The sequence below is a fragment of the Brevibacillus fulvus genome, assembly GCF_016908525.1.
Classification (GTDB): Bacteria; Bacillota; Bacilli; order Brevibacillales; family Brevibacillaceae; genus Brevibacillus_G; species Brevibacillus_G fulvus.
This window is the reverse complement of sequence record NZ_JAFBEB010000021.1, coordinates 1-16,381: the sequence shown is the minus strand read 5'-3', so window position 1 is coordinate 16,381 and position 16,381 is coordinate 1. Positions and strand designations below refer to the sequence as shown.

Sequence of the window (16,381 nt, the reverse complement as noted above, 5' to 3'; positions counted from 1 at the left end):
TATATAAATACATTCGCTATCGATTGCAAATGACCTTCCTGATTTTGTCGCCAATTTACGCATTTTTGTCAAAACCGTGATGTTTTCCGGTGACAATATTGTTAACGTCCCTTCCCCTTTTTGTCCAGATGCCTGCGGAGACCGGACTGATGATCTTCACTTTCTTTTAAAAACTTGTTTAGTTTCTCCTCAAATCCCTCACGCCGCTCCTGCTTAGAGGAAAAAGGGGGACGTTCCACCGCTTTTTTGATCGACAGTGCAATTTTGTTTTCCTTGACAGCCAGCACCTTTACCGTAACGATATCGCCAACTTTCAGATGCTGATGAATATCGGTTACATACGTGTTGGCCACTTCACTGATATGCACCAATCCAGTGATGCCTCCTGGCAATTCCACAAAAGCCCCAAACTTGGTGATTCCGGTCACTTTTCCCTCAAGCTTGCCTCCGACCTCAATTGGCATGAATACAGAGATCCTCCCTTTTAAAGGTTGTGAGACTGGGTGCTACTGTTCAGGAATGACAAATAAAATTTCACCTGGCTTCGCCATATTGTACCGTTTTCGGGCCAACTCGGCGATATACTCCTTGTCGTTCAGACGACTTGCTTTATACATCAGCTCGTCTTGCTGCGCCTGAACTTTGGCTACCTCCGTCTGCAATGATTGCAGCTCGGCTTCTTTTTGTTGTAAAATGCCGCTTTGCAAATAGACGGTATAGCCAGTCCAAATCGAAAAACAGAGAACAAAAAAGAGTAGCAAGCGAATTCGTCGTTTTTGCCCCGTTTTGTTCATTTGGGGAGAGGTTCCATTCATAAACAAGCCACCTTTGTCACTGTCGCTTTTTCCATTGAAACCATTTCTTTGCGGATGTCCAGATTCCTCTCAGCCGCTTGCTGAATTTTCTCCCGATTTTTTGACCCCATTTGATAAAAGGAGCAAAAAAGAAAGAAATGATCTTCCAGATAAAGTTGAGAATTGTCAAGATTACAGAGATCAAAAAGGAAATCAGCATCCAGACCAATTTGTAGAGCAGCAAGATTGGCCGGACAACCATTGTATTGATCAACCATACACCCGTTCGATATAACCATTTAGAAAATCTTATCACAGAAAGCAGCAACTTAATATATTTCTTACTACCTAGTAGAAAATAGGTCCATGCACCTACCATAATACTGATAAAGATTGGATATCGTACAATTCCGTCGTTTATTTTCACAAGGACAAAAAAAACAAGCCAAATACTGAACGCCCAAAAGATAAGATCGGTAATAAAGACCAGCCACTTGGGGAACCGCCCTTTTCCTTTGAATACATGGTACGTGTCAAAGCCCATGCCCATCAGCATTCCGCAGAAAGCCATAAAAGCTACGGTTTGTATTTGGACGGCGATACTCACTTGAATAACCTGCCAAAAAATCCTTTCGAACGATCCCCCATTTGTCCTTGTTCCAGATAGGCCATCTCATGGACCAGGCCTTCGATCGCCACTTCGCCCGTCTCCAGGCTAAGATTTTTCATATGTAAGTTCTGGCCGCGAATGGTTAAGAAGCCGCCTTCCGTCTCAAGCAGAAATTCTTCGCTGTCAAAACTCTCTACTTTCTTTACCCCGGAAATCGCCAGGCTGCGCCGGTTGATCATTACGATCTCATGCCGAGGCCGCTTTAGTTGCTCACTCATAATCCAGCCCTCCTACCTATGATTGCACAAAGTACCAACAAGTCGATTCTTGTACCATCCTATGGGCAGGGATGTCCGTTTAGAACCCGAAGCGGACGATTTCATCGCGAAATTAACCAACTTTGACAGAGTGGTGCACGCAAAAGACCGCTTGGGGTTTCCCAAGCGGTCCACTTTGCTAATTTCCGCGAATGTAAGCTTCTTCTTCTTTTTCGTCTCGAGGGACAGGCACTTCCCCGATAACCCGATACAAACTGGCTGCTTCTTCTTTGCGTGGATTCTCTTTGATCTCTTCCACCTGAACGACGACAATTTTCTGGCCAAAGCGGATTGCCAGCTTATCGCCGATTTTCACATTGCTTGATGCTTTGGCTGGCCGCTCATTGATTTCGACCCGGTTTTGGTCACAAACCTCTTTGGCCAGTGTACGCCGCTTGATTAGTCGTGACACCTTCAAAAATTTATCCAGTCTCATTTTCTCTTTCCCCCTATGTGTGCTGTTTCGCTTCTTCCCACCAGCGATCCATCTCGGCCAGATCGCTTTCCGCAAAGCTGCGGCCCGCTTCCCGCAGTTTGGCTTCGATATAGGCAAAGCGCCGTTTAAACTTGCGATTTGTCAAAGCAAGCGCCTGCTCGGGATCAATTTTGTAAAAACGGGCCAGGTTGACGACCGCGAACAGCAAGTCTCCCAATTCACCCGGCTTTTCCCCAGCGTCCGCTTCCCGCAGTTCCCGATACTCCTCTTCGACCTTGCGATAAACATCAGCGATATCTTCCCAGTCAAATCCCACTTCCGCCGCTTTCTTTTGCAACTTGTAAGCGAATGGCAGCGCCGGCAAATCGCGCGGAATCCCGTCCAGATGGGACAGTTCGGCCAAATCGATTCCTTTTTTCGCCTTCTCTTCCGCCTTGATCTGCTGCCAGTTGGCCATCGCTTGATCGGCATCTTCCGCCTCTCTGTTTCCAAATACATGCGGGTGACGGCGAATCAATTTTTCATTCAACCCCGCGATGATATCTTCGATGGTGAAATAGCCATCCTCCGCAGCCATCTGGGCATGAAGCATGATCTGCAGCAATAAATCACCCAGCTCTTCACACATCGCATCTGGATCGTCGTCATCGATCGTTTCCAGCACTTCATACGTTTCTTCCAACAGATTTTTGCGGATGCTTTGGTGCGTTTGCTCCCGATCCCACGGACAGCCTTCCGGGCTTCGCAAGATCGCGACAATCTCTTTCAGATAGGAAAACTGCCGATTTTGCACATCAGCTTGCTCGGTCGGCCCGACGTAGACCAAACTTAAATTGCCTAGATGCTCCACCTGATCCAACCGGTACAACGGAATCGTTTCCACACGCTCCATGTCCTTGACGCCGACTGCCGTAGCCACGGTCACCGGATATTCGTCGGGATAGACCTCCATCAGCGTCAGTTTTACATCGGAGGCAACCAGCTTGTCATATACCTGAGCAATGACCGTATGCAACCCGGGGTGCAGCTGTGCCGCCTTCAGCGCAGTTGCATCCAGCAGCGAGAATCCTTCAATCGGATCGATCTTTAATCGAGCGAACAGCGGGTCCAAAAAACTTTGGCCCCCCATAATCTCAATCTCACAACCGCGCGTTTTGCCCATGTCCAGCAACAGCTGCACCGTCCGTTCCGCCACCAACGGATGTCCCGGCACTGCATAAACGACTTCGCGTTGTTCAGCGGCCTTATTCAATAAGGTTTCGGCGATTTCCAGATAGACAGGTTCAAACGTATCATGCTTTTCGTAAATTTCGTCAAACGTTTCAAAGCGGATGCCTTCTTCGCTCAACTGAGCAACAACCGGATGCTCTTTTGTACGCAGATAGAGATGGGCGGTTTCCTTTAACCTTCGATAAATCCCAACCGGTAATTGTTGCAAATCGCCGGCACCCAGTCCGACTACACGGATTACAGCCGTCATCATGCGGCCTCCTTTACTTATTTTTCAGTAGGTTGAATCGTGACAACAGATTGCCAACCCGCTTTCCCTTAGGCAAATAGTGGAGATCCTCCACGGAAATACCGCCGGTTTTCAGCAAAGCGAGAAAATACACGAGCCCGCCCGCCAAAACAGAGACAAGCCCGACCGCGGTTTGCTGCATCCGCTGAGAGCCAATCACCCGGCCGAAGATTTCGGCAGCGATCCAGTCCGTCAAACCAACCGCAACCACCATGATGATCACCGCAAGGAAAGGCTTGCCCAACACTTGCCGATAGCTAACGACCGCCTTGGTGTGTTTATGTATATCCAACATATTCAGTAACATCGAGATCGCATAGGCAATCACGGTAGCGCAAGCAGCGCCCGCAATTCCTATGACGGGAACGAGCAAAAGGTTGAACAACAGTTTGGCGACGACGCCGACAAACAAATTGCGGGCGGGAGCAACCACTTGTCCCAAGCCTTGCAAAATGCCGGCGGTCGTAATGCCCAATGTCGCAAACAGAATGGTATACGATTGAATAGCCAATGCGTCCGTACCTTTGGAGTCGCCGAACAGCATTACATTGATCGGCTCCGCCAGCAAAAACAGGCCAAAGGAAGCCGGCAAACCCAATAATAACGTCAGGCGCAAGGCCATTTCCGTCCGGCTCGCAATTAACGCTGTCTGCTTTTGCGCGTTGGCTTCACTCACTGCCGGAACCAAAGCCAATGAAAGCGATGTGGCAAAAAAGGTCCCAAACTGAATTAATGGCTGTCCCCGGTCAAACGCCCCTTTTAATATTTTGGCCGTATCCTCATGCATTCCACTCCATTGCAGCAAGTTTACAACTGTGACCGAATCTACCAGAGGAATCAGCGGAAGCACCAAGGAGCCGATGCAAATGGGGAGAGCATAATACAACAGGCTGCGCAAAATCTCTCGATTGCTCCAGGAAAGACCCGCAGACGGTTCGTCTGTGATCAATGAGTTTTCTGCCCGGCTTCTGCGCCGCCAGTAATAAAGCAATACCAAAATCGAGGCGAGTGCCCCCGGAAAAGCGGCAAACACAGCCCCCATGCCCGCCAGATAAGCATCCTGATAGACATCCATCGCCCAGAAAGCGGACACCAAGATAAACACAACCCGGACTAGCTGCTCCATTACCTGGGAGACTCCGGTAGGCATCATATCTTGATATCCCTGAAAATACCCGCGCAGTATCGCGGCCATTGGCACCAAGGGCAATGCCCAGGATACTGCTCTAAGCGGCCTCGCTAATTGCTCGTCCCCCATGAATCGGGAAATAGCCGGGGCGCCGATGTACAAGATCAGGAAAAACAAAACGCCGAGTGCGACCAGCAGGATACTGGCGAGCCGAAACGCCTTGCGTGCCCCAACGTAATCACCGAGGGCAACACGTTCCGAAACCATTTTGGAGATTGCCAAGGGGAACCCTGCCGTCGCGAGAATCAACAAGGTTGTATAAAGAGGATATACCTGCATATATACGTACAAGCCGATATCACCGGCAATGTTTTGATAAGGAATACGATATACGGCGCCTAGCAGCTTGGAAACCAAAGCAGCGATTCCCAATATGGCGGCACCCTTTACAAAATGCACGGAATCTCTAGCGCCTGACATTTACCGTAGTTCTCCTCTCCATACAGAAGCTGGGTTCATTATACCATAACGCTGTTAGAGAGGAAAAAACAGCCTCGCATCCGCGAGGCTGTCCGTCATTGCTCCATCTGCTTGGCCAAAAAGCCTGCTGCAGTTTCGGCCATCTTCATTTCCAGTTCACCCATTTTTGCCGCATCGTTTTTGCTTAACAGAATAACCGAACCAATCGGGTCGCCGCCCGCTACAATAGGGGCAATCACAAACGAGGAATATTGCTCAGTCATATCACGGCAGATCTCATATTGTCCCGAGTTTTTTTCCACCCGGCTTTTCCGTTCTTCCAAAGCTTTTTCCACAATATTCCCAATCGCTTTTTCTAAGTATTCCTTTTTGGAAGCGCCTGCGACGGCGATCACACTGTCCCGATCGGAAATCAACACCGTATGGTTCATGCTTTCATAAAGCGAATCCGCATATTCTTTGGCAAAGTCACCCAGTTCGCCGATTGGCGAATACTTTTTCAAAATAACTTCCCCATCGCGATCAACAAAAATCTCAAGTGGGTCGCCTTCACGAATGCGAAGGGTGCGACGAATTTCTTTGGGAATCACGACCCGTCCGAGGTCGTCAATTCGACGAACGATACCGGTTGCTTTCATGTTGTTGCCTCGCTTTCTTGAGAATTTGGGTTGTGAACCTTGTGGGTTACCTTTATTTTTTCCTTGGCTCCTAAAATTAACTATCTCCTTGGTCTGCAAAATTTCCCAACTTGCCTTTTTTCTCTCCCCCGGGCGGCAGCAAGTGAGTATAGTATTAACCTTCTTTTGCAGAATATGCGATCAAACGAAAAAACAGGGAACATGGTCTGTTCCCTGTTTCGATCATTATTTGCTTGCAGCAGCATTCAATTTTGGCACGTTATATTTGGTAATCTGCTTGTCCAAATCGCTGCCCATAAATTGTTCATATGACTTTTGCAGCTCGCTTTGTGCAAGTTGGTCCTTCACTTCTTCAAATGTTTGCACGTTGCGGCTTTCCACTTTCATTACATGGTAGCCGTAGTCTGTTTTCACCGGTTCGCTGATTTGCCCGATCGGCAAGGTCAGTGCCGCCTGTTTAAATTCCGGCACCCATTGGTTCACATTGGCGTTTTCGTACAAACCGCCGTTATCTTTGCTGCCCGGATCTTCGCTGTATTGTTTGGCCAACGCCGCAAAATCCTCACCCTTTTTCAGGCGGGCAACCATATCATTGGCCAATTTCAACGCTTCTTCCTGCGTATGGTTATCGGTGGTAATCAGAATATGACGGACAGAAGCCACGGTAAACTCCGCTTTATCCGCTTTTTCGTAATCCTGCTTCAAGGTGTCTTCACTGATATCTTTTTTCAAGACGGCCACCGAGCTGTTGATCAAGTCCAATTCCGCCATAACCTCATCGCTGGTCAAGCCATGTCCTTCCAACAGTTTGGCAAACTTGCTCTCGTCATTGCCCAACATTTGCACATATTGACCTTTGATTCGCTCAAACGTTGTCGCAGACAATTTATGCGCATCCTGCTTCATCTTTTCATCCGCTTTCGCCGCCAAAATCTTCGTTCCGGTATATTCGCGAATAAACGACTTCAACGAATTTTCGTCAGCTGCAGAAATCATGCTGCCTTGTTGGGGGTTAACCAAATTTAACGTCTTTAAAAATGTGTTGAATTCTTTTGCCGTCACCTTGCCGCCTTGATATTCGCTGAAAACATCATTCTCGTTCGCTGTATAAGGCAAGGTGATTGCCGGAAACATCGCCAACGGATCATCGGCAGCCGCCTGTTTGTTATCTTGCGGTTGTTCCGCCGCAGGCTGTTGATCCGGTTTGGCCTTATCCTCTGCTTTTCCGCAGCCGGATAACAAAGAGAGGGTCAGGACAGCCGTTGAAAATATCGCCACAAATCGGTTCATGGATTAAAACTCCCTTCTCAAAACGGGGTTGATTGCTAGCTGACGGGACTCCCTGCTGTGGTGTCCTTGCGTATCGTATGGAATTCGCTCAGCAAGTTCTCAACAAGCTGCACCCCTTGTTCAATACTCAGTCCCTTTACTTTAACAGTTATGATGATCTGTTGTCCACCTGTGAGTCCAACCCTTCTCTCCCACTTATTGGACAAAGCAAATAAGGCGCCGCCATCAATATTGCTGTTTTGACTCGGATCAAGGTAAATTTTGATGATATCCGTCTCTCTCTGGCTGATTTCCGTGATTTTGTGCTGCAGGGCATAAACCCGCAGGCGGGAAATCACCAATAAGTTTTCCACCGGTTTCGGAATATCGCCATATCGATCCACCAGTTCATCGCGCAAATCGTCCACATCTTCTAATGTGGAAGCGGCGACAAACTTTTTATACATTTCAATTTTTTGTCGGCTGTCTGTAATGTAAAGCGAAGGAATATAAGCATCCAGCTGCAGATTGATCTCGACGGGAGAAACAATCTCTTTCTTCGCTTCCCCTTTCAGTTCGTCAATGGCATCTTTCAGCATCTGCGTATACAAATCAAACCCTACCGAATTGATAAACCCGTGTTGCTCCGCTCCAAGCAGATTTCCCGCACCGCGTATGGACAGATCGCGCATCGCAATTTTAAAACCGGAACCCAACTCGGTAAACTCTTTGATGGCCTGCAGCCGTTTTTCCGCGACCTCACTCAAAACCTTATCCCGCTGATAAGTAAAATAAGCGTAGGCGATCCGGTTAGAACGACCGACCCGGCCCCGCAGCTGATACAGTTGTGACAGACCCATTTTATCTGCATTGTAAATAATCAAAGTATTCACATTGGGAATGTCCACTCCTGTTTCAATAATCGTTGTGCTGACCAGCACATCATAGTTGCCGTCCAGAAAATCGAGAATCACGCTCTCCAATTCCCCTTCATTCATCTGCCCGTGGGCAACAGCCACCCGCGCATCCGGGACAAGCGTAGAAATATGCTCGGCCATCTGCTCGATTCCTTGCACTTGGTTGTAGAGGAAAAAGACCTGCCCGTCCCTTGCCAGTTCACGTTCGATTGCATCCCGCACCAGCATCGGACTGTACTCCACAACATAGGTTTGCACCGGAAAACGGTTTTCCGGCGGTGTTTCAATGACGGACAAATCACGAACACCGAGCATCGACATATGCAAAGTTCGCGGAATTGGCGTTGCCGTAAGGGTCAGTACATCGACATTCGTTTTAAACTGCTTCAGCTTCTCCTTGTGGCTGACGCCAAAACGTTGTTCTTCGTCGACAATCAACAGGCCGAGATCGCGAAAAATGATGTCTTTGGACAACAAGCGATGGGTCCCGATGACAACGTCGACCGTCCCTTCTTTCAACCCTTTGATCGTAGCGGTCTGCTCTTTGCGGGAGCGAAAGCGGCTCAGCACTTCCACGCGAATCGGGTAATCGGCAAACCGCTCAACAAACGTCTCGTAGTGCTGTTGAGCCAATATCGTCGTTGGCACAAGCAAGGCAACCTGTTTGCCGTCCATGACCGATTTGAATGCCGCCCGAATCGCCACCTCGGTTTTCCCATAGCCCACATCGCCACAGACGAGCCGATCCATCGGCCGCTCACGTTCCATGTCTGCCTTGACTTCATTGATCGCCCGCAGTTGATCGGGGGTCTCCTGATAAGGAAACATCGCTTCAAACTCCCGCTGTTCCAGCGTATCCGGCGAGAATGCGTGCCCTTTTGCCGCTTCCCGCGCCGCATACAGTTTGATCAAGTCTTCGGCAATATCCTTGACGGAAGATTGCACCTTGTTCTTGACCCGCTTCCACTCGCTTCCGCCCAGACTGTAAATTTTCGGCTCCGCCTCTTCGCTGCCGACATATTTCTGGACGTGATCGATTTGCTCAATCGGAACAAATAAACTGTCGCCGCCGGCGTAACGGATGTGCAAGTAATCTTTATGAATTCCCAATATTTCCTTCGTTTCAATGCCGAGGTATTTCCCGATCCCATGATTAATATGGACGACGTAATCGCCCGGCTTCAGCTCAAGATAATTTTTGATCCGTTCCGCATTGCTCATCGTTTGCTGCACTTTGCGAGCTTTGCGCTGTTTGGCCGTGAACACTTCTCCTTCGGTGATCACAACGAGCTTATTTAAAGGCAACTCGAACCCTGTTTGCAAGTTGCCGAGAATAATCGTCGGCCGTCCTGGCGGTACGGTATCGACTGCCTCGAGCAGCAGATCCGCTTCCATGTCGTAATCGTGCAGAACCCGCTCCAGTCGTTTGGCGCGTTCGGCATCGGCAGCGACAAAAACGATGCGATCGTGTGATTTCGTCCAACGAGCCAGTTCGTTTTTTAAGACATTCATCTGGCCATGAAAGTTCTGCATCGTTCGACAGTTTAGATTGACGATATTTTGCGGTTGCGTTTTCGGGGTTTGCCGCAAAAACAAGGAAAGATAAACCACCTGTCTGCTTTTCGGCAAAACAAGCTCTTCGTAGGTGGAGGACAAAGTGAGATTGCCCATAAACTCTCCTTCGGCGATTCGGCCCGTCAGCCATTCCGCTTCCTCTTTCTGCAGTTGCGCAGCGGTTTCCAATACACGTGAAGGTTCATCAATAATGACCACGGTATTATTGGGCATATAGGAAAAAAGCGTATTGTGTTCCGGATATATCACGGAGATATACGCGTACAACGTGGACAGGCGCTGGCCTTGCCGCATCAGCTCTATATCGCCGCCGATTTTTTGCATCATTTTTTCCTTGGTGCCGTTATCTTTCAATTTGGCGACCGTTTCCCCGAGCTTCTTTTCCAGACGACCGGCCGCTTCCTGCAGCAATGACGCGGAAACAAACATCTCTTTTACAGGGCCAACGACGTAAGTTTGCACGCTTTCGTGCGACCGCTGGGTGACCATATCAAACGTCCGGATTGAGTCGATTTCCACATCAAACAGTTCGATCCGTACCGGCCATTCCGAGTCAACCGGGTAAAGGTCGATAATCCCGCCTCTAACGGAAAATTCCCCTTTTCGCTCGACCAGTTCCACCCGTTCGTAGCCCAATTCAACCAAATGCTGCAAAAACGACTCCAATTGCAGTTCTTCGCCGACGCGCAAGGTAAGCTGGGATTCTTTCCAAACTTGCGGCGGTACAACCAACCGGCGCAATCCGGCAAATGGTACAACCAAAATACCCGTAAAGCCTTGGGCTAAACGGTTAAAGACATGAATTCGCTGAGCCAGCATTTCCGGACTGGCAATCGCCAATTCTGATCCGATTAATTCATTTCCGGGATAAAGCAGGACGTCTTCGGCAGGTACCAGCTCGACCAGATCTTCGTATACTTTTTGCGCCTGAAACATATTGTGCGTAACCACGCACATTGGCCGTTTCGTTTCCTGATAAAGCGCTGCCATCGCTGCTTGCCGCGCGGAACCTGCCAATCCTGAGATGAGCTGTTCATGTAAACCTTTTGTCAATCCGGCGACAATTGTTTCAAAGTGGGAGTCCTCTTTGATCGGGTTAATGATGACTTGCATTAACTAAGTCTCCTCTCTAGCCCTTCTCTAATGCGCACAACAATCTGGCATTCCTGGAGTGAAGAGGTAGATGAATGCCTAATTTTAGTATTAGTTTATTTATGTTGTGTTTTTTAGGTGCATACCAAAAACGTAATGTGTGCTGTTTAATAGAAAAATAAGCCTTAGCTTCTGCATAAGCCAAGGCCTTCTTCTGTTCCAAGCCTTCTGTCTCCTACAGCACTATGCGAATTCTCATTGCAGAGGGTTTCCTACCAATGAGAGTTCCGGGTGTTGCTCAAGCGCGTCGCGGCAGTAATCGCAGATGATGCGAATAACTGTATCTCCGCCAGCATCTTGAGTAATCATATGTTGACGTTCATCCGGGGTCAAGGAATCAAGTCCCAATTGCCCTTCCGTCACCCGGGATTGGTCAAATTCGGCAATTTTCATGCCACAGCATCGACAAACGTATTGATAGCTCAAAACCCCACCCCCAACCGTTCATATCGACTAGTATGACCGGAAAGGTGGAAAAACATACAAATTGACCAGTCGCTGCTTTACGTTAATTTTGCATCGTATGGATCTGGTTCATCACCCGGGGGAAGCTTTCATTCATCCACATGCCAACGGCTTTGGCGGCCAAAGCAACCGCATCGTCTATCACGGGACGCTCACTGCCGGCAAACGACTGCAGGACGTAATCGCTCACACTGCGTCCGGGCAGCGGATGATCGATTCCAATCTTGATTCGGCGAAACTCCTGGGTGCCAACATGCTGAATAATCGATTTGATTCCATTGTGTCCACCGGCGCTTCCCTTTTCGCGCAACCGGACCTGTCCCAGAGGAATATCCATATCATCAAAAATCACGAGGATATCGTCCGCAGTCCGTTTGTAAAAATGCAAAATCTCCGCGACGGATTCCCCTGACAAATTCATGTAGGTTTGCGGTTTCACCAGCAGGACCTTTTCCGTTTCGATCCGCCCTTCGCCAACCAAGGCGCGAAACTTGGCCTGCTGCACCGGGATTCCCCACTGCTCGCTAATCTTATCTATGGTCATAAATCCTACATTATGTCGGGTATCCTCATATTTTTTGCCGGGATTGCCCAAGCCAACAATAATTTTCACGTGTTTCCCTCCAATCTATTTTATTGTACTAAAACAGATCGGGGAACAAAAGCGATTTCCAAGTTGCTCACGATTCGCGCGAAGGCGGCGCCATAAACTCGGGACCAACCGGATCGGTAATCGTGTCTCGCAAAATCGCGTCGACCAACGCCAGATCTTCCTTACTGATCTTCCAACCGTCCACGCCACGGACCGGAGTGAGTTGCTCCGGATGTCTCGCTCCCCACAAGGCCACGGACGCCCCAGGCTGATCAAGCACCCAGCGGATGGAGAATTCGGTAATCGTTTTGTCATACCGATGCGCGATTTCACTCAGTTTGTCAACAGCCGCCAAGTATTGCTCATAGCGGGGCGATTGGAATTTCGGATCGGTTTTCCGCAAGTCGTCGCCGGCAAATACCGTATCTTTTTTCATTTTTCCGGTCAGCAAACCTCTTGATAGGCTGCCGTACAGCAAAGTCGCAATTTGCTGTTCATGGCAATACGGCAATATGTCTTGCTCAATTTCCCGTTCAAACAGATTGTAAGGTGGCTGATTCGTATGTAAGGGCGCCACTTCTTTCCAAGCGCGCATCTGCTCGACTGAAAAATTGCTCACGCCAATCGCGCGAATCTTTCCGCTTTTTAGCAAGCTATGCAAAACCTCGGCTGTTTGCTCAATCGGAACCAATGGGTCCGGCCAATGAACCTGGTACAAGTCAATATAGTCGGTTTGCAAGCGGCGCAGCGAATCGTCGACCTCTTTCTCAATTTGCTGCTTGGTCAGATTGCGACGAACCGCTCCGCCCGGCAACAGCTCCAGACCAACCTTTGTGGCCAATATGACCTTGTCCCGTTCGCCGTATTCTTTGATCGCTTTGCCCACGATCTCTTCGGATACACCGGCACCATACGCTGGCGCTGTATCGATCAAAGTGATCCCCAAGTCCAATGCGTGCAAAATGGTGCGAATCGATTCTTGTTCATCTGTACCGCCCCACATCCATCCGCCAATCGCCCAAGTACCGAGTCCAATCCGACTGGAGGCGATCCCCGAATTGCCTAGCCATGTTTTTTCCATGCCCTATCCACTCCTTTTTTACCGAAAATTTTCCTATGATTTTATTATGGTAGGTAGCGAACCAAATAGAAAGAGGAAAAATAAAAAAACTGTGTCGACTCTTTGTTCGACACAGCGTGCAGCGAGGTCTGACGCTGCTTACGAGGAGCCGGCTTCTTCCGCTACAGCCTCCGCTTCCCGCTCTGCCTCGACAGCTTCATCAGAACTTACTTTCGGTGCCAATACGCTAACCAAAACTTCCAAATCATCCAGTTCCACTTCCACGCCCGCAGGAATGTCCAGATCCCTGACCACTACTACATCTCCAACCGACAATTCACCGACATCAATCGTAAAAGATTCCGGAACGTTGGCAGGCAGGCAGGTGATCTCCAGGTTATGGCGAACCAATGCCGCTACGCCATCTTGCGGGGTTCCCGTCAAGACGATCGGAACCGAAGTGTGGATTCGTTCATTCATATTGATCTGCTTGAAATCGACATGGATGATCTCTCTTCCGACCGGTTCGCGCTGTATCTCGTAAACCATCACATTCCATTCGCTGCCGTCAACTGCCAGCTTAAAAGGTTTACTCATCGCCTGGCTTCGCAGGGCCTGCTCCAACACCGGTTTGCTGATCTGGATCGCTAGATGGCTCACGTCAGAACCGTACACAACGGCAGGGACCCAACCGGAGTGCCGCAGCGCTTTATTGGAACTTCTCTGACCAACGCTTCGTTTTTCTGCTTGAATTGTCTCCACAAAAAAACCTCCTTTGACCAGCCAGAATGGATTCCTTTCTAGCTTGTCCAATGGAGGTTATTTTGACACGCAAAATTAGTCTGTTGCCTAATCGAACAGCTTGCTTACGGATAACTCCTCATGAACCCGAATAATCGCCTCACCAATGATCGGCGCTACCGAGAGCACCTTGATCTTTTCACACATCTGTTCCTGGCAAAGCGGAATCGTATTGGTTACAACCAGTTCACGAATCACGGAATTATTGATCCGTTCAATCGCCGGTCCGGACAGCACCGGATGGGTGCAGCAAGCATAAACATCGCGGGCACCCGCTTCTTTCAAAGCATTGGCCGCAAGTGTAATCGTACCAGCTGTATCAATAATATCGTCGATAATAATCGCGGTTTTTCCGTCGATATTGCCCACGATGTTCATCACTTCAGCCACGTTCGGTTCAGGGCGTCTTTTGTCGATAATGGCGATCGGCGCTTCCAACCGTTCTGCCAGTTTTCGCGCGCGAGTCACCCCGCCATGATCAGGGGAGACCACAACAATATCTTCCAACCCTTTTTCGGAGAAATAGTTGCCCAAGATCGGCACACCCAGCAAGTGATCAACCGGAATATCGAAGAACCCCTGGATTTGCGTGGCATGCAAATCCATTGTTATGACACGATGCGCTCCAGCAGTTTCAATCAGATTCGCTACCAATTTTGCCGTAATCGGATCGCGTGCCCGCGCTTTCCGATCCTGGCGGGCATAGCCATAATAAGGGATTACAACATTGATGCTTTTGGCCGATGCCCGTTTTAAAGCATCTACCATCACCAACAATTCCATCAAATGCTCGTTAACGGGAGCGCTTGTCGGTTGAATGACGAAAACGTCGGCACCGCGAACACTTTCATTCAATTTAATCTGGCATTCCCCGTCACTAAAACGGATCGCCTCCGAATTTCCAAGTTGTACGCCAATATGGTCGGCAATCTCCCGTGCAAGCTTAGGATTTGCATTGCATGTAAAAACTTTCAGTTTTGGATCGCGGTAGTTAGCCATTTTCGTAAAGAACCTCCCGTTTTTATTCCTTTTTCCCCTGTTTATAGGGTAATTTGGCCGCATACCCAAGTTTATTGGTTTGCCGCTCCCGAGCAATCGCCATGGCTTCATCAGGCACATCCTGATTGATAGTCGATCCGGCTGCTATATATGCATCTTTCCCGATTTGGACAGGCGCAATCAAATTGGTGTTGCACCCGATGAAAGCATTGTCTCCGATCATCGTTTTTTGCTTTTTGGCCCCATCGTAATTAACGGTGATTGTCCCACAGCCAATATTCACACCCGAACCAACTTCGGCATCCCCTACATAGCTGAGGTGCGGGATTTTACTGCCTTTTCCTATTTTCGCATTTTTCAGTTCAACAAAATCACCGATTTTTACCGATTCACCGATTTCCGATCCCGGACGCACATAGGCAAACGGTCCAACAACCGCATGAACGCCCACTTTTGCGTCAAAGAGAACGGAATAGGAAATATTGACGCCATCGCCAACCGTCACATCGTTCAGCTCGGTTTGCGGGCCAATTTTGCAATCTTCACCGATCACCGTTTTCCCTCGCAAATAAGTTCCCGGCAAGATCACGGTATCCGCGCCAATCGTCACATCGGCATCAATATACGTTGTCGCAGGATCAATGATCGTCACGCCATTGCGCATGTGCGCCTGATTAATCCGCTTCCGCATGTAGCTCTCCGCTTCGGCAAGCTGAACGCGATCGTTTACCCCCATTGTTTCTTGGGCATCCGCCGCGATGAATGCGTCCACTTTTTCGCCGGCATGGTGTAATAGACCGATGCAATCGGTAATATAATATTCGCGTTGTGCATTGTCATTTTTTAATTCAGACAATACCTTTAGCATTTTTTCGTTATCAAAACAGTAAATTCCGGTGTTGATTTCACGAATCTCCCGCTCGGCAAGCGAGGCATCCTTGTGCTCAACAATCCGCAACAACGCTCCTGTCTCATCCCGTACAATCCGCCCGTAACCTGTCGGGTCTTCCACCATCGCCGTCAGCACGGTAGCCGCAGCATTTTGCTCGATATGACGCTCCACAAGCGCTTTAAGCGTCTCCGCAGATAGCAGCGGTACATCACCATATAAAATCATTGTCGTTCCTTGTTTGTCCGTTAAAAAAGGCACGGCCTGCTTGACGGCGTGACCTGTACCTAGTTGTTCACTTTGCAGCGCATACGTCACGCGATCACCAATGGTAGTCCGGACTGCTTCAGCTCCGTGACCGACAACAACAATGACATCCTCCACCCGCAACAAGTCTAACGTATCTACTACATGCTGAACCATCGGCTTTCCGCAGACAGGGTGAAGAACCTTATAAAGCTTCGATTTCATCCGTGTTCCCTGCCCAGCGGCAAGTACGACGGCATGCAAGTTTGCCATGGTAACCCTCCAGCTCATAAGTTCCAACCTGACTATATCTTAATCGTATGTTGATTTCAAGAGAAGTTTGCCGGACATTTCCGAACTTGTACGCTGATATTAGAAAGTGACTACAAATTGTAAAAAATTTAGAAGTCTGGTGATTTAGGTCAGTTGCAACCATCTCTTCAGCATGAAAAATGAGGAAAACACCCTACCCAACGCCGAAATGAGCAGGTCG

16 protein-coding genes and 1 pseudogene are annotated in these 16,381 nt (G+C 48.9%); all 17 read right to left on the bottom strand.

Features of this window, described 5'->3' with window-relative positions; genetic code table 11:
• Positions 1–101 precede the first annotated feature (101 nt).
• The gene (locus tag JOD01_RS18760; protein ID WP_204519903.1) at positions 102–464 is read right to left on the bottom strand and encodes a S1 RNA-binding domain-containing protein; all 363 of its coding nucleotides are present in this window, start codon (positions 462–464) and stop codon (positions 102–104) included.
• Positions 465–506: 42 nt separating this feature from the next.
• On the bottom strand, positions 507–815 hold the full coding sequence (locus tag JOD01_RS18755; protein ID WP_204519901.1) for an FtsB family cell division protein: 309 nt from the start codon (positions 813–815) through the stop codon (positions 507–509).
• Positions 812–1,072 (bottom strand): hypothetical protein, encoded by a 261-nt coding sequence (locus JOD01_RS19800; protein WP_239565591.1) that lies wholly within the window; start codon positions 1,070–1,072, stop codon positions 812–814. Before JOD01_RS19800 ends, JOD01_RS18755 begins: the two co-directional genes overlap by 4 nt.
• A 74-nt stretch (positions 1,073–1,146) precedes the next feature.
• Positions 1,147–1,401 (bottom strand): annotated as a pseudogene (gene yabQ, locus JOD01_RS19795) (spore cortex biosynthesis protein YabQ); the annotation flags it as partial.
• Complete coding sequence (gene yabP, locus JOD01_RS18745) at positions 1,398–1,682, bottom strand: sporulation protein YabP (protein ID WP_204519897.1); 285 nt, start codon at positions 1,680–1,682, stop codon at positions 1,398–1,400. The pseudogene yabQ and the gene yabP, both read right to left, overlap by 4 nt.
• A 178-nt stretch (positions 1,683–1,860) precedes the next feature.
• Positions 1,861–2,157 (bottom strand): RNA-binding S4 domain-containing protein, encoded by a 297-nt coding sequence (locus JOD01_RS18740; RefSeq protein ID WP_204519895.1) that lies wholly within the window; start codon positions 2,155–2,157, stop codon positions 1,861–1,863.
• A gap of 13 nt (positions 2,158–2,170) precedes the next feature.
• A complete protein-coding gene (gene yabN, locus JOD01_RS18735; protein WP_204519893.1) occupies positions 2,171–3,637 on the bottom strand; it encodes a bifunctional methyltransferase/pyrophosphohydrolase YabN in 1,467 nt (488 codons plus the stop codon).
• 13 nt (positions 3,638–3,650) lie between these two features.
• The gene (locus JOD01_RS18730; RefSeq protein WP_204519891.1) at positions 3,651–5,285 is read right to left on the bottom strand and encodes a putative polysaccharide biosynthesis protein; all 1,635 of its coding nucleotides are present in this window, start codon (positions 5,283–5,285) and stop codon (positions 3,651–3,653) included.
• Positions 5,286–5,380: 95 nt separating this feature from the next.
• Positions 5,381–5,923: a stage V sporulation protein T gene (gene spoVT / locus JOD01_RS18725; protein ID WP_204519889.1), complete on the bottom strand. Its 543-nt coding sequence runs from the start codon at positions 5,921–5,923 to the stop codon at positions 5,381–5,383.
• Between the two features lie 225 nt (positions 5,924–6,148).
• Complete coding sequence (locus tag JOD01_RS18720) at positions 6,149–7,213, bottom strand: peptidylprolyl isomerase (RefSeq protein ID WP_204519887.1); 1,065 nt, start codon at positions 7,211–7,213, stop codon at positions 6,149–6,151.
• A 35-nt stretch (positions 7,214–7,248) separates the two neighbouring features.
• Positions 7,249–10,797, bottom strand: coding sequence for a transcription-repair coupling factor (mfd, locus tag JOD01_RS18715; protein ID WP_204519885.1), 3,549 nt, complete (start codon positions 10,795–10,797; stop codon positions 7,249–7,251).
• A 234-nt stretch (positions 10,798–11,031) separates the two neighbouring features.
• Complete coding sequence (locus JOD01_RS18710; protein WP_204519883.1) at positions 11,032–11,262, bottom strand: anti-sigma-F factor Fin; 231 nt, start codon at positions 11,260–11,262, stop codon at positions 11,032–11,034.
• Between the two features lie 82 nt (positions 11,263–11,344).
• Positions 11,345–11,914 carry an aminoacyl-tRNA hydrolase gene (pth, locus tag JOD01_RS18705; RefSeq protein ID WP_204519881.1) on the bottom strand — a complete coding sequence of 190 codons (570 nt, stop codon included), beginning with the start codon at positions 11,912–11,914 and terminating at the stop codon, positions 11,345–11,347.
• Between the two features lie 67 nt (positions 11,915–11,981).
• Positions 11,982–12,974, bottom strand: coding sequence for an aldo/keto reductase (locus JOD01_RS18700; protein WP_204519879.1), 993 nt, complete (start codon positions 12,972–12,974; stop codon positions 11,982–11,984).
• Positions 12,975–13,112: 138 nt separating this feature from the next.
• Positions 13,113–13,715, bottom strand: a complete 603-nt coding sequence (locus tag JOD01_RS18695) for a 50S ribosomal protein L25 (RefSeq protein ID WP_204519876.1) — start codon at positions 13,713–13,715, stop codon at positions 13,113–13,115.
• An 87-nt stretch (positions 13,716–13,802) separates the two neighbouring features.
• The gene (locus tag JOD01_RS18690; protein ID WP_204519874.1) at positions 13,803–14,753 is read right to left on the bottom strand and encodes a ribose-phosphate diphosphokinase; all 951 of its coding nucleotides are present in this window, start codon (positions 14,751–14,753) and stop codon (positions 13,803–13,805) included.
• A 22-nt stretch (positions 14,754–14,775) separates the two neighbouring features.
• On the bottom strand, positions 14,776–16,161 hold the full coding sequence (glmU, locus tag JOD01_RS18685; RefSeq protein ID WP_204519872.1) for a bifunctional UDP-N-acetylglucosamine diphosphorylase/glucosamine-1-phosphate N-acetyltransferase GlmU: 1,386 nt from the start codon (positions 16,159–16,161) through the stop codon (positions 14,776–14,778).
• Between the last annotated feature and the right edge of the window lie 220 nt (positions 16,162–16,381).